The sequence below is a fragment of the Minwuia sp. genome (assembly GCF_048007105.1).
In the GTDB taxonomy this organism is placed as follows: domain Bacteria; phylum Pseudomonadota; class Alphaproteobacteria; order Minwuiales; family Minwuiaceae; genus Minwuia.
The window spans coordinates 3584133-3606056 of the sequence record NZ_CP180352.1; the positions used below are offsets into that span (position 1 = coordinate 3584133).

Consider the following 21924-nt stretch of genomic DNA (forward strand, 5'->3'; position numbering starts at 1 on the left):
GGCGATCGAGTTCGACCATTGCGCCGCCGATGGTCAGCACCTTCATGGCTCGGCTTTCACTCCGCTGGCGAGGCTCAGGCCCCTTGTGACTTGTCCAAGCGATTAGCGCAGACGGCCCGGATTGTCACCGTGACCCGGCGACACCGCCCGGGAACCGTTCGCCATCATTGTCCGCTATGGCCCGGGAACCGCGACAGGACCGGTGCGGCCAAGCGGATGCACGCAGACGCGGTTGCGCCCCCGGCTCTTGGCATCGTAGAGCGCATCGTCGGCGCGGTTCATGGCATCCTCGAACGCCACATCGTCGGGAAGCAGCTTGCTGACGCCAAGGCTGACGGTGATCCCGAACGCCCGCTCCCCGGTATCGATCATGACCTCGGCCGTCCGGCGGCGGATGCGCTCGGCGACCTCGACCGCCCCGTTGATGTCCGTCTCCGGAAGGATCAGACAGAACTCCTCGCCGCCCATTCTGGCAGCGATATCGGTTGGCCGGCGGAGACTGGACCCGAGGATTTCCGCGAACCGTTGCAGTGCTATATCGCCGCCCGCATGGCCGTGTTCGTCGTTCACCAACTTGAAATGGTCGAGATCGCAGACCACGACCGACACCTCGTTGCCATAACGACGCCAGCGGCGGAACTCGGCCTGGGCGGAACGGTCCATGGCGTGCCGGTTGAAGAGCCCGGTCAGCTGATCCGTATCGGCGCGGCGGCGGAGTTCCTCTTCCAGCCGTTTGCGTTCGGCGATATCGCGGGCCAGCCCGACGATGCCGCGGTCCTGACCGCTCTTGTCGGTGAAGCGCACAGCACGGATTTCGACGTCGATCCGATGGCCCTTCTTGTGGAGCGCCTTGGTCTCGATCACGCCAGCCTCGCCGGTATTGCGGACCCGGCCAAGAAACTCTGCCATCGCCTTCACGCGATCGGCGGGGCGCACGATGGACATCGGCTGGCCGATAATCTCGTCCGGTGCGAAGCCGTAAAGCTCACGGACGGCGCTGTTGGTGTAGGCGACGACGCCGTCGGGCAGCAGGTGAAAGACCGGATCCGGAAGGTTCTCGACGATGCTGGCCAGCATGTCGGCCCGTTCAGCCGCTGCGCGTTCACGCCGTTCAAGCTCGATTCGGTCGCTGATGTCGAAGGACACGCCGACCAGCCCCATCATGCTGCCGGAGGGATTGCGCAATGGCGACACCTTCAGATGAACCGGCACCTTCGATCCGTCGGCGCGCAGCCGGCGGGTCTGGATCGTCTGCGGCCGCATCGTCTCGCGAAGCAATTCCGAGAACTGCTCCATCTTGTCCCACTCCTCGGGCGGGATGAAGCTGCGGTTGGACATGCCGACAAGTTGCTCGACGCTGTAGCCGTACAGTTCCGCGGCGGCCTTGTTGGCATGGCTGATCAAGCCGTCGGGTTCGACCATGATCACGGCTTCCTCGGCCTGGTCCAGCATCTGCCTGAACCATTCCGAACGCTGCTGACCTTCCCGCTCTGCGGTAACGTCGATAGCGGTGCCAACGCTGAACCGCACGTTGCCTTCCCCATCCAGAACCCGCCGGGTCGACCAGGAGAGAAGTCGCGAGGAGCCATCCTTGCACACCCAGCGGCTTTCGAGACGTCGCCCTTCCTGAGCGCGGACCGAGCGCCTGTAGGTCGCTTCAGCAACCAGGCGCTCGTCTTCCAGCCTGAACGACCAGATCCCGCTGGCCGATGGCTTCCTCGGGCTCGTACCCCATCAACGTCCGGAAGGCGCGGTTTGTCCAGATGATCCGCCCGTCAGGATCGACGGCGATCATGATCGCGTCCGACGCCTCGACCAGCGCATGCAGGAACTCGGGGTCGTTCAGGTCTACCGGGTTCAAGGAACCGCACTCCGTCAGCCAGCTTCGCATGGGACGCGTCGACCGGGCCCCGAACGGTCGGGCCGCGCCACCGGTCGCCAGACTATCGCAGAATTCGTTAAGTTTCTGGAACGACATCGCTCCGGACGGTGCTGAAGGTCGTTCCGCTATCTGCACAGCGTGACCGTCTCAGACCTTCCAGAACACGAACACGCCCCAGGCGGCGGCGATGGCGAGCCCGCCCCAGAGCGGCGTACCCATTGCCGCGATCCAGGCGATGAAGATGAATGCGCTACCCAGCAGCGTGATGAACAGCCGGTCGCCCCGGGTGGTATCGAGCCCGAAGACGCCCCTGCGCGGCGCGGCGCCGGGCGAGAAATATTCCCAGACGCCCATCATCGCGATGGCGCCGAAGACGAAGATGAAGAAGGCAGCCGTTGGCCAGGTCCAGGCCATCCATGTCAGACCCATGGTTCAGACCCTCCCCAGGGCGAAGCCCTTGGCGATGTAGTTGCGCACGAAATAGATGACGAAGGCGCCCGGCACGATGGTCAGGACGCCGGCGGCCGCCAGCAGCCCGAGCTCGTAGCCGGATGTCGACGCCGTCCGGGTCATCACTGCCGCGATCGGCTTGGCCTCGACCGAGGTCAGCGTCTTCGCCAGCAGCAGTTCGACCCAGGAGAACATGAAGCAGAAGAACATGGCCACGCCGATACCCGCGGCGATGGTGGGCATGAAGATGCGGATGAAGAAGCTCCAGAAGGAGTGGCCGTCGATATAGGCGGTTTCGTCCAGTTCCTTCGGCACGCCTGACATGAAGCCTTCCAGAATCCAGACCGCCAGCGGGATGTTGAACAACGTGTGGGCCAGCGCCACGGCGATGTGCGTATCGAACAGGCCGACTGCAGAATAGAGCTGGAAGAAGGGCAGCGCGAACACCGCCGCAGGCGCCATGCGGTTGGTCAGCAGCCAGAAGAAGACGTGCTTGTCGCCAAGGAAGCGGTAGCGGGAAAAGGCATAGGCCGCCGGTAGCGCCACCGCGACCGAGAGCACGGTGTTGATCGAGACGTAGAGCAGCGAGTTCACATAGCCCATGTACCAGGTCGGGTCGGAGAAGATCGCGGCGTAGTTCTCGAGGGTGAAGGTCTGGGGCCAGAGCGTCAGGCCGCCGAGGATCTCGTTCGTGGTCTTGAACGACATGTTCAGCAGCCAGTAGATCGGCAGCATCAGGAACAGGATGTAGAGGATCGGCACCAGCCAGCGCTTCTTCATCTCAGTTCTCCTCGTTCCGCATCATCAGCGAGTAGAACACCCAGCTGAGCAGCAGGATGATGACGAAGTAGATCAGCGACATGGCCGCCGCCGGGCCGAGGTCGAACTGGCCGAGCGCGATCTTCACGAGATCGATGGAGAGCAGCGTCGTGGAGTTGCCCGGCCCGCCGCCGGTCAGCACCACGGGCTCGGTGTAGATGTTGAAGCTGTCCATGAAGCGGAGCAGCACGGCGATTGTCAGCACCCGCTTCATCTTGGGCAGCTGGATATGGCGGAAGATCGCCCACGAACTCGCACCGTCGATGCGGGCCGCCTGGTAGTAGGCATCAGGGATCGAGACGAGGCCGGCATAGGCCAGCAGCACCACCAGCGACGTCCAGTGCCAGACGTCCATCAGGATCAGCGTGAACCAGGCGGCGCCCGGCTGGCGGGTGTAGTTGTAGTCGAAGCCGAGCGCGTTCAGTCCCCACCCCATCAGGCCGATCTCCGGCAGGGCGAAGATGTTCCACATGGCGCCGACGACGTTCCACGGAATCAGCAGCGGCAGCGCCATCAGCACCAGGCAGACCGACACCCAGGGCCCCTTGCGGGGCATGGACAGCGCGATGACGACGCCAAGCGGCACCTCGATCGCCAGGATCGAGAATGTGAAGATCATCTGGCGGATCAGCGAGTCGTGAAACCGCTCGGAGGCGATGACCTGTTCGAACCAGACCAGCCCGGCCCAGAAGAACTCGTTGTTGCCGAAGGTCTCCTGCACCGAGTAGTTCACCACCGTCATCAGCGGCATCAGCGCGTTGAAGGCGACCAGCACGATGACGGGGAGAACGAAGAGCCAGGCCTTCTGGTTGACCGTCTTTCTCATGCCGTGCGCCTCCCGCCCGCGAGCCAGCCGTCCCGGTAGACCCGCGCATAGCCCGGGTCGAACGCGAGCCGGGCATTGTCCGCCGGCACCGAAGTCTCGTTGTCGACCAGCAGCTTCACGGTCTCGCCGTTCATGGTCCGGGTATCGACGATCCGGTAGCGGCCGGCATTCATCACGCGGACGACCTGCACCGGCACGCCGCGGTCGGCGAAGCGGACGAACTCGGGCCGGACGCCCAGTTCAAGACTTCCGCCTCCGGAGGCCGCCGCATCGCCATTGGCCACCTTCAGGCTGGCCCCGCCGACGACGGCGCTGACGCCATCCATGCGGCAGGGCAGCAGATTCATGCCGGGTGAGCCGATGAAATGGCCGACGAAGGTGTGTTCGGGCTTCTCGAACAGCTCGACCGGCGTGCCGATCTGCACCACCTCGCCATCCTTCATCAGCACGACCTTGTCAGCGAAGGTCAGCGCCTCGGTCTGGTCGTGAGTGACATAGATCATGGTCCGGCTGATCCGCCGATGCAGTTCCTTCAGCTTGGACCGCAGCTGCCATTTCAGATGCGGGTCGATCACCGTCAGCGGTTCGTCGAACATGATGACGTTGACGTCGTCGCGGACGAGGCCCCGTCCCAGCGAGATCTTCTGCTTGCCATCGGCCGTCAGCCCGGAGGCGCGACGGTCCAGCATCTCGGTCAGATCCGTCATCTCGGCGATTTCGGCGACCTTGCGCTCTATCTCGCCGGCCGGCACGCCGCGGTTCTTCAGCGGAAAGGCGAGGTTCTGCCGGACGGTCATGGTGTCGTAAATGACCGGGAACTGGAAAACCTGGGCGATGTTGCGCCGGTCGGGCCCCAGCCCGTTCATGTTCTGACCGTCGAACTGCACCTCGCCGACCGTCGGCTCCAACAGGCCGGAGATGATGTTGAGAAGCGTGGTCTTGCCGCAGCCCGACGGCCCCAGCAGCGCATAGGCGCCGCCATCCTCGAACTCGAAGTCGAGCCGGCTCAGCGCCCAGGCCGCGTCGCTTGCCGGATCGGCAGCGTAGGACTTTCCGAGGCCTGACAGGGTGATCTTCGCCATGTTCAGCCCGCCCTTTCGCCGGCTGCCGCGACGAGCCGGCCCTCGGCGCCGAAGTACATCGCCCGGGACATGTCGACATGGAACTCGGCCTCGGCGCCGAGCGGCAGATCGTGAATGCCGTGGCTCAGCGAGACCCAGTCCGCACCGGCCAGATCGAAATGGATCGTGCTCTCCGAACCGCTCAGTTCGGCGATTTTCACATGACCGCGGACCGCGACGGGCTGACCGCCTTCGGGATGCACGGTCACACGGTGCGGGCGCACGCCGACCGTGTAGTCGCCGTCGGCGAGACCGGCCACGGGGCCATCCGCCGACCAGCGGGCGCTCCCGCCCATCGAGAACTCGCCGCCCTGCTTTTGCACCGCGGCGACGTTCATCGGCGGATCGGAGAAGACCTGGGCGCTGATCAGGTCGGGCGGATTGAGATAGGCCTGCAACGTCGGCCCGAACTGGGTCACGCGGCCTTCGTGCAGGGTCGCCGTGTTGCCGCCGAACAGCAGCGCCTCCATCGGTTCGGTGGTGGCGTAGACGGCGATGCAGTTGCGGTCCGCGAACAGCCTCGGAAGCTCGTCTCGCAGTTCCTCGCGGAGCTTGAAGTCCAGATTGGCGAGCGGTTCGTCCAGCAGGACGAGATCGGCGTCCTTGACCAGCGCCCGCGCCATCGCCGTCCGCTGCTGCTGACCGCCCGAAAGTTCCGACGGACGGCGGTCCAGCATCGGCGTCAGCTTCATCAGATCGGCCATCTCCCGCACCCGGCGGTCGATCTCGGCCTTGCCGATCCTCGCCAGCTTCAGCGGGCTGGCGATGTTGTCGTAGACGGAAAAACTCGGGTAGTTGATGAACTGCTGATAGACCATCGAGACGTTGCGCTTCTGGACCGACACCCCGGTCACATCCGCACCGCTGAAGAGGATCCGGCCTTCGGTCGGCCGTTCCAGTCCGGCCATCAGCTGCATCAGGGTGGTCTTGCCGGAGAGGGTCGTACCCAGCAGGACGTTGAAGCTTCCAGGCTCCAGCGTCAGGTCGGTGGGATGGATATGCGTCTCGCCCCCCACGCGCTTGGCAACGGATTTCAGTTCAAGCGTCATTATTGGTGAAGTCTATACCCGAAACGACCCCAGACACAGGTTGCCCGGCGCACCACAAGGGATACGCCGGGCTTCCCGGGGAGGAGACCTCAGTTGGCCTGCCAGCGCTTGATCAGCTCCTCATAGGCGATGGTCTCGCCCTGGGGCTTCTCGTTGTCGAGCTTCGCCTTGGCGCCGCCCTTGCCGAGCCATTCCGAGGGATCCTTTTCCTCGTTCAGGCGCGGACCGCAGCCGCCATAGACGTTCGCACCCTTGTCCGCACGCTCCATGCGGGCCATCGTCACGTCCATCTCCTGGGCGAGACGGTCCATGGCCTCCTGCGGCGTGAAGGCGCCGGAGTTCACGTCACCGATCTGCTGCCACCAGATCTGGGCCAGCTTCGGATAGTCGGGCACGTTGACGCCGGTCGGCGACCACAGAACGCGGTCGGGCGAGCGGTAGAACTCCACCAGGCCGCCAAGCTTCGGCGCGCGGTCGGTGAAGGACTGATGGTTGATGTCGCTGTCGCGGATGATGGTCAGGCCGACATGGCTCTTCTTCAGCGACACCGTCTTGGAGACGACGAACTGGGCGTAAAGCCACGCGGCCTTGCGGCGGTCGACCGGGGTCGACTTGAACAGGGTCCACGAGCCGGCGTCCTGATAGCCGAGCTTCTGACCTTCTTCCCAGTACGGGCCGTGCGGCGACGGCGCCATCCGCCACAGCGGGGTGCCGGTGTCATCGACAGTGTTGTTGCCTTCCGACTTCGGCGCCACCATCGAAGCGGTGAATGCGGTGTACCAGAAGATCTGCTGGGCCACGTTGCCCTGGCTCAGCGCCGGCAGCGACTGGTAGAAGTCGTAGTCGGCCGCACCCGGAGGCGCGTACTTCCTCAGCCACTCGTCCCACTTGCGGATCGCGTAGACCGCAGCCGGGCCGTTGGCGCCGCCACCGCGGCTCACCGAGGCGCCTGCCGGGTTGCAGGACCCCTCTTCCATGCGGATGCCCCACTCGTCGATCGGACGGCCGTTCGGCAGGCCGGTCGAGCCTGCGCCGGCCATCGACAGCCAGGCGTCGGTCATGCGCCAGCCCAGATCGGGTGCGCGCTTGCCGTAGTCCATGTGGCCATAGACGCGGACGCCGTCAATTTCCTTCACATGAACGGAGAAGAACTCGGCAATGTCCTCATAGGCCGACCAGTTGACCGGCACGCCCAGGTCATAGCCGTACATCTCCTTGAACTTCGCCTGCAGGTCCGGGCGGTCGAACCAGTCCTTGCGGAACCAGTAGAGGTTCGCGAACTGCTGGTCGGGCAGCTGATAGAGCTTGCCGTCCGGGCCGGTGGTGAAGGACTTGCCGATGAAGTCGTCGACGTCCAGCGTCGGCAGCGTCACGTCCTTGCCGTCGCCGGCCATCCAGTCGGTCAGGTTCACGGCGAGCTGGAGGCGCGAATGCGTACCGATCAGATCGGAATCGTTGATATAGGCGTCATAGAGATTGCGGTTCGTCTGCATCTGCGTCTGAACCGCCTGCACCACCTCGCCTTCGCCAAGGAGCTGATGGTTGACCTTGATGCCGGTGATTTCCTCGAAAGCCTTCGCCAACACCTTGGATTCATACTCGTGTGTCGGAATGGTCTCCGACAGCACGTTGATCTCCATGCCCTTGAAAGGTTCGGCCGCCTTGATGAACCACTCGAGCTCCGAAAGCTGCGCTTCCTTTGAAAGCGTCGACGGCTGGAATTCGCTGTCGACCCACTGCCTGGCCTCGTCCATGCCGGCGGTCGCCGGACCGGAGAACGCCAGAAGTGCGCCTGCCGCCGCAGCGGCTAGCAGATTTCGTCTCATTATGATGACCCTCCCTAGTGGACTTATCGCTCTCGACGGTAACCGAAACAAAATGAAAGTCAATATGAACCAAAACGAAAGTTCAGCGTTGAAATTCGCGCATTTATGCAGCATTTTCAGCGAACAGAGCCTGTATTGCACCCGCGTTTCGCACATGCGAAAGACAAATGAACGTAAGTGAACATTCACCCCTGACACCGCGGCAATACGAGATCCTGGACGTCGCGCGAGAGCGCGGGCGCGTCGACATCGACGGGCTCGCGGCCGGGTTCGGCGTGACGCCGCAGACCATCCGCAAGGACGTCAACGATCTGGCCGAGCGGGGCCTGCTGCACCGCATTCATGGCGGCGCGGTCTACCCCTCGAACGTTGCGAATTACGGCTACGATTCCCGCCGGGTGCTGGCGGCCGAGGAAAAGGCGGCCATCGGCGCACGCGCCGCAGCGCTGATCCCGGACAATTCCTCCATTATCCTGAACATCGGCACAACCACCGAGCAGGTGGCGATGGCGTTGCGCGGGCACCGGGGGATCATGGCCATCACCAACAACCTGAACGTTGCCAACATTCTGCGCGAGGCGCCCGAGATCCAGGTCATCATCGCCGGCGGGATGGTGCGCCAGTCGGATGGCGGCGTCGTCGGCGAAGCCACGATCGACCTGATCAACCAGTTCCGGGTCGATTTCGCGGTGATCGGCGCATCGGCCATGGATGAGGACGGCGCGATCCTGGACTTCGACTACCGCGAGGTGCGGGTAGCCCAGGCCATCATCGCCAACGCGCGGCGCACCATGCTGGTGGTCGACCACACCAAGTTCGGCCGCAGCGCGCCGGTCCGCATCGGCGAACTGGCGGACATCGACCTGTTCGTCACCGACCGCCAACCGCCGGAGCCGATCCGCGAGATCTGCGACGCCCACGGCGTCCGGCTGGAAATCGCCGAACCGCAACCCGCGGGGGATGCATGAGCGGCGGGCGCGCAGAACCTGTCGATCTGATGATCGTCGGCGGCGGCATCAACGGTTGCGGCATTGCCCGCGACGCCGCCGGCCGCGGCTATTCGGTCGCGCTCGCCGAGATGCAGGACCTGGCGCAGGGCACCTCCTCGGGCTCGACCAAGCTGATCCATGGCGGCCTTCGCTATCTTGAGCACTACGAGTTCCGGCTGGTGCGGGAATCGCTGATGGAGCGGGAGCGGCTCTGGGCCATGGCGCCGCATATCGTCTGGCCGCTCCGCTTCGTGCTGCCCCACCACAAGGGTCTGCGCCCGCGCTGGATGCTGCGCCTCGGCCTGTTCCTCTACGACCATCTGGGCGGTCGCAAGCGGCTGCCGGCGACCCGCTCGCTGAACCTGCGCAGCGACCCCGCCGGCAAACCGCTGAAGGACGAGTTCGTGCGCGGGTTCGAATATTCCGACTGCTGGGTCGACGATGCCCGGCTGGTCGTCCTGAACGCGCGCGACGCCGCCGGGCGCGGCGCGGACATCCGGCCGCGCAACCGCGTCACCGATGCCCGTGTTGTCGACGGGCTCTGGCAGATCGGGATGGAAGACACCCGCACCGGCGAACTCCGCCAGCTGTCGGCGCGGATGCTGGTCAACGCCGCCGGCCCCTGGGTGGATCAGGTGCTGCAGGGCGCGCTCGGGCGCAATGACGCGCACCATGTCCGGCTGGTCCAGGGCAGCCACATCGTCGTCCGCAAGCTGTTCGAGCACGACCGCTGCTACATCTTCCAGAATGCCGACGACCGGATCATCTTCGCGATCCCCTACGAGCAGGACTTCACCCTGATCGGCACCACCGACCGGGACTACGAAGGCGATCCGGGCGATATCCGCATCAGCCCCGAGGAGACCGACTACCTGCTGGCAGCGGCCAGCGAGTATTTCCGGGAGCCGGTCGAGCGTTCCGACATCGTCTGGACCTATTCCGGCGTGAGGCCGCTCTATGACGACGGCGCCTCCCGCGCCCAGGAGGCCACCCGCGACTATGTGCTGACCTCCGAGACCGCCGCCGGCGCGCCGCTGATCAACGTGTTCGGCGGCAAGATCACCACATACCGCCGGCTCTCCGAGGAGGTGCTGGAAAAGATCGACGGATTCGCCGGCCGCGAGACCCGAAGCTGGACCGGAAGCGCGCCCCTGCCCGGCGGCGACATGCCGGTCGATGGCGTCGCGGCGCTGAACGCGGAGATCGCCGCGGCGCACCCCTTTCTGGACGCGAAGAGTGTACAGCGACTGGTCCGGACCTATGGAACAGATGCGAAGACCATTCTCGACGGCGCGCGTTCCGCGCAAGACCTGGGAGAGGATTTCGGCGCGGGCCTGACCGAGGCTGAACTGCGCCATCTGGCGGACAAGGAATGGGCGATGACCGCGGACGACGTGCTGTTGCGCCGAACCAAGCTGGCTCTTCGCCTCGACGACGAGGCCCGCTCGCGCATCGACGCCTGGCTGACGGCGTGGCGGGCGCAACAGACGCCCGGTTCCTGAACGGCCAGCCCCCGGCCGCGTCGCGGCGGCCCGGCCTCACGCCTTGTCATTTGCACCTGATCCGCCAAGCTGTCGCCATGGACCGACGCGGTCGGGCGCTGGGAGGCATTTGCGATGGCACAGAACATTTCCGACGAGCTCAGGTCGGGCTCGCTGGTCTATCACAGCCATCCGCGGCCCGGAAAAGTCGAGATCAACCCGACCAAGCCGCTGGGTAACCAGCGCGATCTGGCGCTGGCCTACAGTCCCGGCGTCGCGGTCGTCTGCGAGGCCATCGCCGCCGAGCCCGCCTCGGCCGCGCGCTACACCTCCCGCGCAAATCTGGTCGCGGTGATCTCCAACGGCACCGCGGTGCTGGGTCTGGGCGCCATCGGGCCGCTCGCGGCCAAGCCGGTGATGGAAGGCAAGGGCGTGCTGTTCAAGAAGTTCGCCGGCATCGACGTCTTCGACCTGGAACTGGACTGCAACGACGTCGATCGCCTCTGCGACGCGGTGGCGATGCTGGAGCCCACCTTCGGCGGCATCAATCTCGAGGACATCAAGGCGCCCGAATGCTTCGAGATCGAGGAGCAGTTGAAGGAACGGATGAACATTCCGGTCTTTCACGACGACCAGCACGGCACCGCGATCATCGTCGGCGCGGCGGTGCGCAACGCCATGCAGCTGTCGGGCAAGAACATCTCCGACGTGAAGATCGTCGCCTCCGGCGCCGGCGCGGCCTCCCTCGCCTGCCTGAACATCCTGATGTCGCTGGGCGCGAAGCGGGAGAACATCTGGGTCACCGATATCGAGGGCGTGGTCTACAGCGGTCGCGAGGCGCTGATGGACCGCTGGAAGGCCGCCTTCGCGCAGGACACCGACGCCCGCACGCTGGCGGACGTGATACCGGGCGCCGACATCTTCCTCGGCCTGTCCGCGGGCGGCGTGCTGAAGCCGGAACTGCTGGCGCAGATGGCCGAGAATCCCCTGATCATGGCGCTGGCCAACCCGACGCCCGAGATCATGCCCGATCTGGCCAAGCAGCACCGCCCGGACGCCATGATCTGCACCGGCCGGTCCGATTTTCCCAATCAGGTCAACAACGTGCTCTGCTTCCCCTACATCTTCCGGGGCGCGCTGGACGCGGGCGCAACGGCCATCAACGAGACCATGAAACTGGCCGCCGTCGAGGCCATCGCGACGCTGGCGCAGGCGGCCTCGTCGGACGTGGCGGCGAAGGCGCATGGCGGTGAGGCCAAGCTGTTCGGGCCGGACTCCCTTATCCCCAACCCGTTCGATCCGCGGCTGATCCTGCATGTCGCCCCGGCCGTGGCGAAGGCGGCGATGGACAGCGGCGTTGCCACGCTGCCGATCCCGGACATCGACGCCTATCAGGATTCGCTGGAGCGCTTCGTCTTCCGCTCGGGTCTGATCATGAAGCCGATCTTCAGCCAGGCCCGCACCGACCCGCGCCGCGTGATCTATGCCGAGGGCGAGGACGAGCGGGTGCTGCGCGCCGCGCAGGTGGTCATCGAGGAGGAACTGGCCCGGCCGATCCTGGTCGGCCGCCGGAAGTCGTCGGGCAGCGGCTGAAGAAGTTCGGCCTCACCATCCGGCCGGGCGAGGATTTCGAGCTGGTCAACCCGAACAGCGACCCGCGCTACCGCGACTATGTCGACGCCTACCTGTCGCGCACCTGGCGGCGCGGCGTGACCGCCGACCGGGCGCGGACGCTTGTCCGCACGCGCCCGACCGTGATTGCCGCCCTGGCCGTGGAACTGGGCCATGCCGACGCCATGATCTGCGGGCTGGAAGGCCGGTTCGACCGCCACATGGACCACATCCGCGACGTCATCGGACTGGCCGAGGGCGCGCGCGATTTCTCCACGCTCAGCCTGATCATCCTCAACAAGGGCGCCTATTTCCTGGCCGACACCTATGTCTCCTACGATCCCGGCAGCGAGGAACTGGCCGAACTCGCGATCATGGCCGCACAGGAAGTCCGCCGCTTCGGCATCGAGCCCCGGATCGCGCTGCTGTCGCATTCCAACTTCGGCAGCCGGCCCACGGTCAGCGCCAACAAGATGCGCCGCGCGACCGAGCTGATCCGGGAAATGGCGCCGGATCTGGAGGTCGAGGGCGAGATGCACGGCGACGCGGCCCTCGACGAACACTACCGCGACCGCGCCTTCCCCCTGGCGCAGCTGAGCGGCGAGGCCAACGTGCTCGTCATGCCCAACCTGGACGCGGCGAACATCTCCTATCAACTGGTGAAATACCTCGCCGACGCCTTGCCCGTCGGCCCCATCCTCGTCGGCGCGGCCAGGCCTGCCCACATCCTGACGCCCTCCGTCACCGCCCGCGGCGTGGTCAACATGACCGCCCTGTCGGTCGTCGAGGCGCAGCGGATGTCGGCAGAACGCGCCGGCTGATCAAGGCCGGTCCACGCGGCCTCGCCGGGACCGGACATCGGCAATGCGGGATGAAATGGTGGGCGCACAAGGACTCGAACCTTGGACCCGCTGATTAAGAGTAGGCGGATGCGCTGTTTCATCTGGGCGCATCTGAATTCATCAAGTAACATTTTCACATACGTATCAGCAGGTTATTGATCCAAATCGGATCATGCCGTATCGTCGTTTCTCGCGGCAGATTGCCCGATCTGGAACCCCAGCGGAACCCCGGATGCCACTCACGGTCCAGGAGATCAAGTCGACGCCGGCGCCACGGACGGGGCGGACGGTCCTTTCCGATGGCCGGGGCCTGGAACTGCGGATCACGCCGAACGGCGTCAGGACCTTTTCCTTCGTCGGCGTGCTGCACGGCAAGAAGCGCCGCTGGACGCTCGGGCGTTTTCCGGACCTGACGCTGAAATCGGCCCGCGAAATGCGCGATACCTACGCGTCAAGTCTGGCCAGGGGCATCGACCCGGTCCGCGGACAGGCCGGCCGCGACGGCGCCCGCCTGGCCGAGGCGTTCGAGGAGTTCCTGAAACGCTACGCCTATCCGAGGAACCGGTCGGCTCCGGAGGCCGAACGCATGCTTCGCCACGATCTGCTCCCCCGGTTCGGCCACTATCCGGTCTCCCGGATCCGACGCGCCGACATCCAGTCCATGCTTTCCGAGATTGCCGACCGCGGCGCGCCGGTCCAGGCCGGGCGGGTCCTGGCCAATACCCGGAAGCTGTTCAACTGGTGCATCGAGCAGGAGTATTGCGAGGCCAACCCCTGCGACCGCATCGGCCAACCGGTCAGCGCCGCGAAAATCCGGCGGGAACGGGTGCTGACTGCCGACGAGCTCGGCCGTATCTGGGGCGCGAGCATGTCGCAGACGCCGCATGCCGGGGCGTTCGTGCGGCTTCTCATGCTCACGGGTCAGCGGCGCGGCGAGGTCGCCCAGCTGCGGCTCGCACAGACCGACGGGGATATCTGGACCGTTCCACGGGAGGCCGCCAAGAACAGCAGGCCGAACACCGTCCCGCTGAGCCTTCAGTCACGGGCCGTGATCTGCTGGATGCAGCAATTCTGGCCTCCGGAAGATCGGGACGATCTCTACCTGTTCTCCGGAAAGACCGGACACCGTCCCTTCTCCGGCTTCTCGAAGGTGAAACAGAGCCTCGACCGCTCGAGCAAGGTCAGGAACTGGCGCTGGCACGACCTCCGCCGCACCATGGCGACATGGCTGTCGGAAAACGGCGTGCCGCCGCATGTCGTCAGCGCGCTGCTGAACCACAAGGACCAGTCGGTCACGGCCATCTACAACCGCTACGAATATCTGGACGAGAAGCGCGACGCTCTCGAGCTCTGGGCCGCGCATGTCGAGGAACAGGGCCGGCCACATCTCCCTGACATGCCGGGCCCTTCAATACAGGGCATCGAAGGCTATCAGGACATACTCGACCGCCTCCGGGACATGCTGGAGCGCCTTCGGCGGATGCAGAAGAGCGAAGCGCCCTGAAAGGGGCGTCCAGCAAGCGCTCTTGCCGGGCAGTCTGGCGATATCCGGACCGCGTTTCGAAAACGACATGATGCTTGCCGACGCAGCCCCTGTTTGGCGGGGCTTTGGTCCAGGCGGGCCGATCTTGCGCAATCCGTGGGCGCCGATCAGCCCGCCTGTCCCTACGCCTGGAGCACGATTTCCAGCAAATCCGCAGGCCCGAGCCATGATCCGTCCGGAGAGTCCGGCATGGTCTTCTCGGCCGGTTCGAGGCCGAAGTGGCATGAATCCGGTCATGACAATCCCGACAAGGCAGACACCGCGATCGCTCGGCCGTCAGGAACGTGCCAATTATGCCAAATATTCCCCAAATTTCAGGATTTAAAATGCCATTTTTCCTGTATTGGCATCTTTGTTGATCGTCGATGATGCCACATATTCCCTCCGTGTCATGAAACGGAAAGGAGCAGGAGCATGGCTTTCCAGGCCCACCTTTTGAAGAGCAGGCGGAAAGAGCGCGACCTGTCGCGGGAACAGCTGTCTGAGGCGTCAAGAGTATCTGTTCGGACGATCGCACGGCTCGAGAACGAACGGTCGAGCGGGCATCTGCCCCGGGAAAACACCATAAGAAACCTGGAGAAGGCGCTGGATCTCGACGCCGGAACGCTGATGGGGGAGAAGGAAGCTCCACCGCCGGCTCAACAGAAACCCCCCGCCGGAAAGGTTCGTATCGGCGCGAACCTTCCCATGCAGTATCGCCGAGCCTACGATCTGGTGCATCGGGAGTATGGCGCCACGCAGGAAGAGCTGATTTTCCTCGCACCGCTTCTCTTCACGTTGGCCGCGGAATCCAGCCATGTCTGGCGGCGAAAGAAGGCGCAGGCGGCGGCTGCCGCCCTGGAATCCTTTGAGCGCAACCTGGCCGATCATCTGGATTTCCCGATCCCGTTCGGCGAGGCGTACGCCGAGCTCATGTACGAAGAGAGCCAACGCGATATCTGGGGCTACGGCACGGATCCGGTCGATGAAGAGGTCTACGGTTTGCGCCACGCACCGCTCTTCCACTACCTTCGGGATCTTGCTCAGCGTCTCGGCGGCGAAAAACTGGCCAGTATCGATCTGTGTGGTGGCTACGCGGTCGACAAGTGTCCCGAATACGCTGTCCTCTCCGATCTCCTCGAGTCCTTTGTCGAGGGCTCCGATGTAGCCGAACTGGCAGTCTGGCTGGGATGGGCCAGGATCAAGCCCGGTGATGTCAAGATGGTCGATGACGTGGCGATGTCGGCCGGAACAGGCGTCTCCCACATCAAGAACCAGTTGTCTTCAGACCAGATCGAAACCCTCGAGAAGCTGGCCCGGGAGCTGAGTGCCGATCAGGCCCGAAATCGACAGGATGAGGCAACAACGACGCCGTCAACTCCGGGGACGTCCAAATGAACCGCAACCAGATCTGCCGCCATGCAGCCGCCCGGATGAACCAGCGCGGCCTGCGAAAGCAGGACATCGACATCGTCGAAATCTATGGAGAGTTCGTCGATGACGATGCCATCATGCTGACCTACCGCCACGCGGCCGCTGCCATCAAGGACGCCAAGACCGAGATCAGGCGTCTTCAGAGATGGGACCAGACGCCCTCGGTCCGCGCCGCAACTGCCAGGCTGAAAAAACGCATCAACCTGCTGCAAAAGAACACGAACACGAAAATCGTTCTGAGGGACGGTGTACTGGTCACGGCCTATCGGACCTCTGGAAAGCCGATGAAGCGGTCAACTCGGCGAATGCGGGAGGGCTTTGTGTAGGCGGTCCCGGAGAGGTTCCCGGCCCGGGACCGTTCCGCATGCGGGCAATGGAGTTGCCGGCCGCAACGCACCGCCATCAGCTGCATTCGGAACCCTGTTCGGAGCAAATGGGAGGGAGCCTGATCGCAGCAAGGCGCTCATGGCCCCCTCCTCCGGGCCGGCCCAAGGGCGCACGATCATCACCGGGCATCGTCACCGCGACCGATCCGATGCCAGGCCTCCCTGAATGCCTCGGTGCGATACGAACCCGGCTCGAGCCAAGTTGAAATCCGACCATTCCTCTCGTTCCGGTTGGCCGGTTTTCTGACGTCGTCCGGAAGAAGCACGTAACCGACAGGCTGATCGTCCGGTGTTGTGAAGATGATTCACCAGCCCCCGATGATCTTGCCCAGGTCGGATCCGGGTGGAACCGCGTTCAGGTTCGGCAATGCCTTCAACTGAATGCCGAGAAATTGCCTGGCGGAGAAATCATGGGCGAGCAGATCGATGCCTCCGGTATTCCGGGCTGTCGGCATGACACTCCCGCCAGGGTACGACAGGCGACAGGCGGCAAAGTACATTCCGAGGTTTCGGGCGATTTGCGTCGGCACTTAAACGGCCAATCCAGATCGCATCTCTGGTTCTCCGGCTCCCGGTTCTGTGTAACTCACCGGTGCCTACGAGGTGGCCCGACTCCCGACGACCGCACCAGTCGAAGAAGCGACAAGCGCAAGCCTGCCAACGATACCCGCACAAACCCCCGGCGCCGACCTGACACAGCCCTGGATCCTAACCAACATTGTTGACAATTGCCTCTATTGCAAATCTACTATGCACCCAGAAAGCACACCAATAAATGGTCTGGAAATAATCTTGTGAGAAATGAAATTTATTTGGACACCAATTATAGAGATGCCTCCAAATTTCTCTCAATTAAGTCGACAAATTTGCTGTTTGACTCGCTCCATTTCGTAGCATTTTTTGCTTTTTTTGCAGTCCTTATTATAAACACAAGCGCTCTGGCGGAAAAGAAGTTGGGACCGTCGCTTACGTGCCAACCGATTGCGGCATCGAAGCAGAGAATTGATGGGTCACTTCCACAATTGCCGCAACCAGGCATGCGGCCGATGCAAGGACCAACCGGAATGATTGGGGCTCCGGGCGCACCGCCACCGGCTCCGGGAGGCCAAGGCATGCCTGCGAAGGAAAATCGTCGGGTTGTCTTCTTGGACGGCCTGATAGCGATGAAAGTTGCTCCCAAATACCCAAACCAATGCGACACTGATGTGCTCTCCAACAGCACGTTGTTTCACGTCCCGGAAACAAGCTGTTACCTCGAGACACCATTCGGCAATCTGCCTGTCAATCCCCTTATCAAGATATACTTTGACGCGGATTTTACTCGAAAGAAGCCGACCTTTCGGCCTGTTATTGACGCAGAAATTACCTTCTCCTTGGGCGATGTACGGCGCCTTTACAGAACTTTCGCCCATAAGGAGCTTTCGGGAAAAAACAGGTGCGAATTTTCGATACAGGATGATGATATTTACTCGGTTGATATTAGAAATGGGGCCGTCGTTGGAAGCAATACCTTCAATATCAGCCACGACCTATGCGCAGATAGTGGCATACTTTCGACACGGAAAGAATTATCGAACACCCGCGTCACACAAAGCTTTCGAATTTTGGCGTGCAGCGCAGGCAGCAAACAGGAAGGCTGCCCAAATGATGTAGGCGACCAGATTGCTCTCTATCTCGTCGGCAACAGCAACTTTCTGCCAAGCAGCAATCGCCCGATATTGAAAGTGAATCCGGAAAGCCTGACAATGCAGATGAAGAAGGCAGTCGCTGGTACCGATCATGTTCCCGAATCCAGCTTTGAGTGGTCAAATTGGCGAACACGAGCGACTTTCCTTGAGGCCGTCTTTGACACGTCGCCGCCGCTGCATAGGGGCGTCCTTTGGGTAAGGGGTGGCTATGCTGCGGATCCCTTCGTTCGATCTCAAGCATGCAAAATTCATGAAGCACTGTTTCAATCAGGTTTGTTTCTTACCAGATCGGACTTCTTTCTCCGCCGAAACATTAAGTGGAAAACGCGGTGACCATCAGATGAAGAGGACTTGGTACCTTCTTCCTGCGATGTGCCTGGCAATCGCTTTGGGCTCCTGTGACGTCGTCGAGGACATTGATGATGCCATCAGCAACATCGGCCCGGACGATCCATCTCTCAATCAGCCGCAAGTCCAGATCGAGTACAAGGATGCCAAAAGCTGTAGTTGTACAGGATCCAAGAGGGCTTGGCTTGTCAATCTCTCAAATGACAGGGCTCAGGTCGAGTATCTGACGTCAATCCAGGTAGATGGAAAGATTGTTAGATCATTCAAGACTGATACAGAACTTGATGCCAAGAAAAAGCGATCACTCAGTTGCACAATTGTTACGGCGAAGAACGCGCCGGTGAATCAAAAATGCACCCAAATGAATGTTTTCGAAATCAAGAGCCAGAGAACGCTGGGAAATATCAAATCTGAACGAAAACTGGTTGTTCCAGATTCTCGATTTTGGCGCCACCTTGTTTCGGTCGATGCAAAACCGATCGGAAACTTATCAAAGAGAGTTTCAAATATCAAAACCGACGAACCAATGTTTAATTGCCGCAACGAATGCGGTTCCGGAAATGGGGGTTACTGCCTGATAGTAGAACTAAAGAATTATAATTATTCGTCCGGTTTGGCTTGGCTCATCCAAGCAGTAGAGAGCCAAAACAGGACGATATTGGAAAAATCAGAAATGCTCGATCGATTTGGTCTTTCTGCTGACCCCTGTCGGCGTGGCAACACTTTTTTGTCTGATGGCATGCTATACAACACCGGCCAGAGCTGTCAGTTGATTGCCAGTGCCCTGGGCGAGACAGTGGAGATATCCGTTCCGGGTGAGGTATCGGGCAAATTGGATCGCAAGGAGGGGTTCACCGTCGTTGAGTTCGAAACTCTCCGACCGAAACTGACTTTCTCGGATCAGATGCTGAATGAAGATGTTGGGGGTGAAATCTATGAGGTAAGTGGGAACAGAAGATCACTTATTCTCACCACCACGGAAGGCTGTATCGCCGCACGCTTGAAATAGACACCGTCGGCGTCCCGACCAACTGGCTCGGATGCCCTGGTGCAGCGCGTTCCTGCAAAAAGGACGGCCGTCCCGAAGTGTGTTCGCGTCGGAGATTTGAGGTGGCCGGAGAATGATTTCCATGCCAGAGAATTTGGGGGCATCTTCCGCGAGCTGCGCGCACATGAGCCGGCTGGGGCACTTCGCCGGCGTCGCCGTCGCGAGCAATGACGAAGCATTCGATGACACCGGCCGGATCGCGCCGACACCGCTCTGGCGAGGCCACGGCATGTATGTGAGGTATGACGGCCTCGTAGCCTACCGAGGTGGATGAGGCCGGGCTCTTGACCCTCCCGCCCCTGCACCGGACCGAACTGCACCATGCCGGCGTCGATGATGGCCCGACTCTCGAGTTCTGGCATGATCTCCAGCACGTGATGCGCAGCCTGCATCAATCGATGCCGATACTCGGACCGTGGATGGAGGCACGGATCAAGGCGATGATGACCGTCTGGCTGCCGGCGGGCTGGCGCCTCTCCGGACCCTCGCAGATCGTCGATCCGGCTCGTCCTGATCTCAGGTCGCGGTCCTGGGACATCGTCGTCCACAGGCCCTTCAATGACCGCGGCTATCCGCCGCCCGCGTCGCCGGAAAGCGGCATGCCGCTGGTGCCGATCCACAGCGTTGCGGCGGTGATCGACACGAAGACCACGTTCGACGATCCGCGTTCCTACGCCCGGCAGACCGTGTTCGACCTGATGAACCGCGCCGCGGAACCGCAGCTGGCGTTCCTTGGACCCGGGCTCGCAAGGATCGTCCTGGCGGCGGCCTCGAACCGGTCTGCGGACGCCCTTTTTGCCGCGGGCCGGGAAGTCGGGCTGGAGGTTTTCACAATGGCCCGGGCAAGAACCGGTCCGGTGTCGGATGGCCCGGAGAGGCTGACAACCTGGACCTTGCAACGGCTGGCCGAGGGCGAGGCCCCCCTTGCGTGCTTTCGAACAAGTGTGATGACTGCCGTCGCCAGCGGCAGTTGGCGGCAACAGTGACTGGTCCGAACCGTATGATGCATGTTCTTGTACCAGGGCGCTCCAGTCACTGCTGAAGTGATCGAAATGACGGCGGACCGCATCCATCCGAGGTATGACGGCCTCGTACCCCACTCTGCCCCTTGAATCCGACGGAGGAGCCTGTGTCCGAGAAGTTCTCGAATGTACCGCACGAGAGTGACACCAAGATCCTGTTTCGAAAGACCGTCCAGATCAGCGGTCTCGACGCACTCCATGAGAAATGGTCCTGGGAGGGTGTGAAGGCGGAGAGCCTCATATTCGTTTCCGAGGATGTCGCGGCAATCTCGGATGAAGCGCTGCAGCTTGTGGTGAGGGCGTCGGGTCTTGCTACAGAAGGAACTCAGATGACACTGAAGCGTGGCAGCTCGGGCTATGACTTCGTGAACTTCAACTTTCAGGCCTGAGATCCGGCGGCCGACAGCCCTTTCGCTTCGAGGTGCATCTTTGCCCGGTAGAAGTCCATGGCCCGCACCGCGTTCTTCATCGCATTGCCGGCACCGCCCAGGCTTTCGAGGGATTCGTCGATCAGAGAGACCACTTGCAGAAACCGGATCGACGCCTCCGCGACGGCCGGGTGTTCAAGTGCCTCCTGAAACGCCTGTTTCTGGATCTCGCGAAAGAACACCGTCCGATCAAGCTTCTCGAAGCGTTCTCTCCTGTCCTCAAAATGCTCGGTGGATATGGCTTCGGTATCTCGAGCCTTGGCCACGATCCGTGCCGACAGGTTCTCCAGTTCCGGCTTCAGCAACTCGATCGTCCGGAACACCCGCTCCTCGGCGATCTGGCGCTGCTGGATGAGCACGGTATAGGCGATCAACAGGATCGCCAGGGCGCCCACGCCACCGCCGACAAAGTCGCCCACCTCGCCCCGAGCCCATTCGGTCTTCAACGTCGGCGCGAAGACGAACAGATAGAGTCCCAGGGCCAACCAGATCACGCACAGCGCGAGGGTGAGCCATATGATCGGGATTGCGGTCGAATTGCGCTTCATCCGTCTCACTCCGGATTGTTTGTGTATTCAGACATGGAGATGGATGTCCGCCGAAACCTGCGTCTCCACAATGGTCTTGGCGCCGTCTCGGTGTGGCCAGCCGCAAGGTCAGTAGATCGCCGCCCTGGGGTCTGCTGAAAGGTCTTGTCGATTTCGGCAACGAGATGATCGAAATGATCGCCCGTGATGCCGCACACCGGACAGTGGTCATTCATCGCCCATTGGCCAGAACCGCACTGATGGCTTGCCGGACTTCCCGCTTCATCGCCGCCTCATCGAACGTGGTGACACGATAGGTCACCGCGCTCAGACCCGGCTGGTCATCCGGGTCCGCGCCGGTGTCAATGAAGGCGCTCGGGCATTCGTCGAGGAGATCGACATCACTGAACTCGCCCCAAAGACGATCATGATCCTCGTCACTTAACGGCGGCAGCCCGCACCATTCGGCCAGATCCACCATTTTCCAGTCCGGCGTCCGCAGTCCGTCAATGGAATCCCCGACAAACACGAGAACCTCGCGGGGTCGCCAGCCAAGGGCCATCGCAATCCTGCGCCAGACACCCCTCAATTGACCGATCGCCGCCATGACCGCAGGCTCCTTCGT

General features: G+C 62.5%; 21 protein-coding genes and 2 pseudogenes. 11 read left to right on the forward strand and 12 right to left on the reverse strand.

The window, feature by feature from the left end:
• Nucleotides 1-174 precede the first annotated feature (174 nt).
• The 9 genes and pseudogenes from ACMVY4_RS17375 to ACMVY4_RS17415 all read right to left on the reverse strand — a co-directional run bounded on the left by ACMVY4_RS17375 (nucleotide 175) and on the right by ACMVY4_RS17415 (nucleotide 7973).
• Nucleotides 175-1530 carry a PAS domain S-box protein gene (locus tag ACMVY4_RS17375; protein WP_416897242.1) on the reverse strand — a complete coding sequence of 452 codons (1356 nt, stop codon included), beginning with the start codon at nucleotides 1528-1530 and terminating at the stop codon, nucleotides 175-177.
• A gap of 3 nt (nucleotides 1531-1533) precedes the next feature.
• Nucleotides 1534-1698, reverse strand: a pseudogene (locus tag ACMVY4_RS17380) (hypothetical protein); the annotation flags it as partial.
• On the reverse strand, nucleotides 1658-1861 hold the full coding sequence (locus ACMVY4_RS17385; RefSeq protein ID WP_416897243.1) for a PAS domain-containing protein: 204 nt from the start codon (nucleotides 1859-1861) through the stop codon (nucleotides 1658-1660). The pseudogene ACMVY4_RS17380 and the gene ACMVY4_RS17385, both read right to left, overlap by 41 nt.
• A 168-nt stretch (nucleotides 1862-2029) precedes the next feature.
• Nucleotides 2030-2311, reverse strand: coding sequence for a DUF2160 domain-containing protein (locus ACMVY4_RS17390; protein WP_416897244.1), 282 nt, complete (start codon nucleotides 2309-2311; stop codon nucleotides 2030-2032).
• Between the two features lie 3 nt (nucleotides 2312-2314).
• The gene (locus ACMVY4_RS17395) at nucleotides 2315-3112 is read right to left on the reverse strand and encodes a carbohydrate ABC transporter permease (RefSeq protein WP_416897245.1); all 798 of its coding nucleotides are present in this window, start codon (nucleotides 3110-3112) and stop codon (nucleotides 2315-2317) included.
• A 1-nt stretch (nucleotide 3113) separates the two neighbouring features.
• Nucleotides 3114-3977, reverse strand: a complete 864-nt coding sequence (locus tag ACMVY4_RS17400) for a carbohydrate ABC transporter permease (protein WP_416897246.1) — start codon at nucleotides 3975-3977, stop codon at nucleotides 3114-3116.
• On the reverse strand, nucleotides 3974-5059 hold the full coding sequence (locus tag ACMVY4_RS17405) for an ABC transporter ATP-binding protein (protein ID WP_416897247.1): 1086 nt from the start codon (nucleotides 5057-5059) through the stop codon (nucleotides 3974-3976). The genes ACMVY4_RS17400 and ACMVY4_RS17405 overlap by 4 nt, the downstream gene beginning before the upstream one ends.
• A gap of 2 nt (nucleotides 5060-5061) precedes the next feature.
• Nucleotides 5062-6147 (reverse strand): ABC transporter ATP-binding protein, encoded by a 1086-nt coding sequence (locus ACMVY4_RS17410; protein WP_416897248.1) that lies wholly within the window; start codon nucleotides 6145-6147, stop codon nucleotides 5062-5064.
• Nucleotides 6148-6236: 89 nt separating this feature from the next.
• Nucleotides 6237-7973, reverse strand: coding sequence for an ABC transporter substrate-binding protein (locus tag ACMVY4_RS17415; RefSeq protein WP_416897249.1), 1737 nt, complete (start codon nucleotides 7971-7973; stop codon nucleotides 6237-6239).
• A gap of 167 nt (nucleotides 7974-8140) precedes the next feature.
• Between ACMVY4_RS17415 and ACMVY4_RS17420 the strand changes: the two genes are divergently transcribed.
• The 6 genes and pseudogenes from ACMVY4_RS17420 to ACMVY4_RS17445 all read left to right on the forward strand — a co-directional run bounded on the left by ACMVY4_RS17420 (nucleotide 8141) and on the right by ACMVY4_RS17445 (nucleotide 16178).
• Nucleotides 8141-8941: a DeoR/GlpR family DNA-binding transcription regulator gene (locus ACMVY4_RS17420; protein ID WP_416897250.1), complete on the forward strand. Its 801-nt coding sequence runs from the start codon at nucleotides 8141-8143 to the stop codon at nucleotides 8939-8941.
• Complete coding sequence (glpD, locus tag ACMVY4_RS17425) at nucleotides 8938-10464, forward strand: glycerol-3-phosphate dehydrogenase (RefSeq protein WP_416897251.1); 1527 nt, start codon at nucleotides 8938-8940, stop codon at nucleotides 10462-10464. Before ACMVY4_RS17420 ends, glpD begins: the two co-directional genes overlap by 4 nt.
• 114 nt (nucleotides 10465-10578) lie before the next feature.
• Nucleotides 10579-12875: pseudogene (locus tag ACMVY4_RS17430) on the forward strand (NADP-dependent malic enzyme).
• 253 nt (nucleotides 12876-13128) lie between these two features.
• On the forward strand, nucleotides 13129-14400 hold the full coding sequence (locus ACMVY4_RS17435) for a tyrosine-type recombinase/integrase (RefSeq protein WP_416897252.1): 1272 nt from the start codon (nucleotides 13129-13131) through the stop codon (nucleotides 14398-14400).
• A 453-nt stretch (nucleotides 14401-14853) separates the two neighbouring features.
• A complete protein-coding gene (locus tag ACMVY4_RS17440) occupies nucleotides 14854-15816 on the forward strand; it encodes a helix-turn-helix domain-containing protein (protein WP_416897253.1) in 963 nt (320 codons plus the stop codon).
• Nucleotides 15813-16178 carry a hypothetical protein gene (locus ACMVY4_RS17445; protein ID WP_416897254.1) on the forward strand — a complete coding sequence of 122 codons (366 nt, stop codon included), beginning with the start codon at nucleotides 15813-15815 and terminating at the stop codon, nucleotides 16176-16178. The genes ACMVY4_RS17440 and ACMVY4_RS17445 overlap by 4 nt, the downstream gene beginning before the upstream one ends.
• A 365-nt stretch (nucleotides 16179-16543) precedes the next feature.
• Here ACMVY4_RS17445 and ACMVY4_RS17450 read toward each other — a convergent pair whose 3' ends face one another.
• On the reverse strand, nucleotides 16544-16693 hold the full coding sequence (locus ACMVY4_RS17450; protein ID WP_416897255.1) for a hypothetical protein: 150 nt from the start codon (nucleotides 16691-16693) through the stop codon (nucleotides 16544-16546).
• Nucleotides 16694-17350: 657 nt separating this feature from the next.
• Between ACMVY4_RS17450 and ACMVY4_RS17455 the strand changes: the two genes are divergently transcribed.
• From ACMVY4_RS17455 to ACMVY4_RS17475, 5 genes are all read left to right on the forward strand, one after another.
• The gene (locus ACMVY4_RS17455) at nucleotides 17351-18259 is read left to right on the forward strand and encodes a hypothetical protein (RefSeq protein WP_416897256.1); all 909 of its coding nucleotides are present in this window, start codon (nucleotides 17351-17353) and stop codon (nucleotides 18257-18259) included.
• A complete protein-coding gene (locus ACMVY4_RS17460; RefSeq protein ID WP_416897257.1) occupies nucleotides 18177-19283 on the forward strand; it encodes a hypothetical protein in 1107 nt (368 codons plus the stop codon). Before ACMVY4_RS17455 ends, ACMVY4_RS17460 begins: the two co-directional genes overlap by 83 nt.
• Before the next feature lie 163 nt (nucleotides 19284-19446).
• Entirely contained in the window at nucleotides 19447-19596 is a 150-nt protein-coding gene (locus ACMVY4_RS17465; protein ID WP_416897258.1) for a hypothetical protein, read from the forward strand.
• 10 nt (nucleotides 19597-19606) lie between these two features.
• The gene (locus ACMVY4_RS17470; RefSeq protein ID WP_416897259.1) at nucleotides 19607-20308 is read left to right on the forward strand and encodes a hypothetical protein; all 702 of its coding nucleotides are present in this window, start codon (nucleotides 19607-19609) and stop codon (nucleotides 20306-20308) included.
• Nucleotides 20309-20451: 143 nt separating this feature from the next.
• Nucleotides 20452-20733, forward strand: coding sequence for a hypothetical protein (locus ACMVY4_RS17475; protein WP_416897260.1), 282 nt, complete (start codon nucleotides 20452-20454; stop codon nucleotides 20731-20733).
• Here ACMVY4_RS17475 and ACMVY4_RS17480 read toward each other — a convergent pair.
• Together ACMVY4_RS17480 and ACMVY4_RS17485 are read right to left on the reverse strand one after the other, a co-directional pair.
• The gene (locus ACMVY4_RS17480) at nucleotides 20724-21320 is read right to left on the reverse strand and encodes a hypothetical protein (protein WP_416897261.1); all 597 of its coding nucleotides are present in this window, start codon (nucleotides 21318-21320) and stop codon (nucleotides 20724-20726) included. The two genes, ACMVY4_RS17475 and ACMVY4_RS17480, sit on opposite strands and share 10 nt — an antisense overlap.
• A gap of 211 nt (nucleotides 21321-21531) precedes the next feature.
• Entirely contained in the window at nucleotides 21532-21906 is a 375-nt protein-coding gene (locus ACMVY4_RS17485; RefSeq protein WP_416897262.1) for a hypothetical protein, read from the reverse strand.
• Between the last annotated feature and the right edge of the window lie 18 nt (nucleotides 21907-21924).

Coding starts and splice junctions, on each gene's coding strand:
- ACMVY4_RS17395 (WP_416897245.1), bottom strand. CDS start 3,112: ATGAAGAAGCGCTGGCTGGTGCCGATCCTCTACATCCTGTTCCTGATG.
- ACMVY4_RS17480 (WP_416897261.1), bottom strand. CDS start 21,320: ATGAAGCGCAATTCGACCGCAATCCCGATCATATGGCTCACCCTCGCG.
- ACMVY4_RS17390 (WP_416897244.1), bottom strand. CDS start 2,311: ATGGGTCTGACATGGATGGCCTGGACCTGGCCAACGGCTGCCTTCTTC.
- glpD (WP_416897251.1), top strand. CDS start 8,938: ATGAGCGGCGGGCGCGCAGAACCTGTCGATCTGATGATCGTCGGCGGC.
- ACMVY4_RS17410 (WP_416897248.1), bottom strand. CDS start 6,147: ATGACGCTTGAACTGAAATCCGTTGCCAAGCGCGTGGGGGGCGAGACG.
- ACMVY4_RS17405 (WP_416897247.1), bottom strand. CDS start 5,059: ATGGCGAAGATCACCCTGTCAGGCCTCGGAAAGTCCTACGCTGCCGAT.
- ACMVY4_RS17465 (WP_416897258.1), top strand. CDS start 19,447: ATGAGCCGGCTGGGGCACTTCGCCGGCGTCGCCGTCGCGAGCAATGAC.
- ACMVY4_RS17485 (WP_416897262.1), bottom strand. CDS start 21,906: ATGGCGGCGATCGGTCAATTGAGGGGTGTCTGGCGCAGGATTGCGATG.
- ACMVY4_RS17450 (WP_416897255.1), bottom strand. CDS start 16,693: ATGCCGACAGCCCGGAATACCGGAGGCATCGATCTGCTCGCCCATGAT.
- ACMVY4_RS17460 (WP_416897257.1), top strand. CDS start 18,177: ATGAAGCACTGTTTCAATCAGGTTTGTTTCTTACCAGATCGGACTTCT.
- ACMVY4_RS17420 (WP_416897250.1), top strand. CDS start 8,141: ATGAACGTAAGTGAACATTCACCCCTGACACCGCGGCAATACGAGATC.
- ACMVY4_RS17440 (WP_416897253.1), top strand. CDS start 14,854: ATGGCTTTCCAGGCCCACCTTTTGAAGAGCAGGCGGAAAGAGCGCGAC.
- ACMVY4_RS17435 (WP_416897252.1), top strand. CDS start 13,129: ATGCCACTCACGGTCCAGGAGATCAAGTCGACGCCGGCGCCACGGACG.
- ACMVY4_RS17455 (WP_416897256.1), top strand. CDS start 17,351: ATGCCTGCGAAGGAAAATCGTCGGGTTGTCTTCTTGGACGGCCTGATA.
- ACMVY4_RS17400 (WP_416897246.1), bottom strand. CDS start 3,977: ATGAGAAAGACGGTCAACCAGAAGGCCTGGCTCTTCGTTCTCCCCGTC.
- ACMVY4_RS17415 (WP_416897249.1), bottom strand. CDS start 7,973: ATGAGACGAAATCTGCTAGCCGCTGCGGCGGCAGGCGCACTTCTGGCG.
- ACMVY4_RS17445 (WP_416897254.1), top strand. CDS start 15,813: ATGAACCGCAACCAGATCTGCCGCCATGCAGCCGCCCGGATGAACCAG.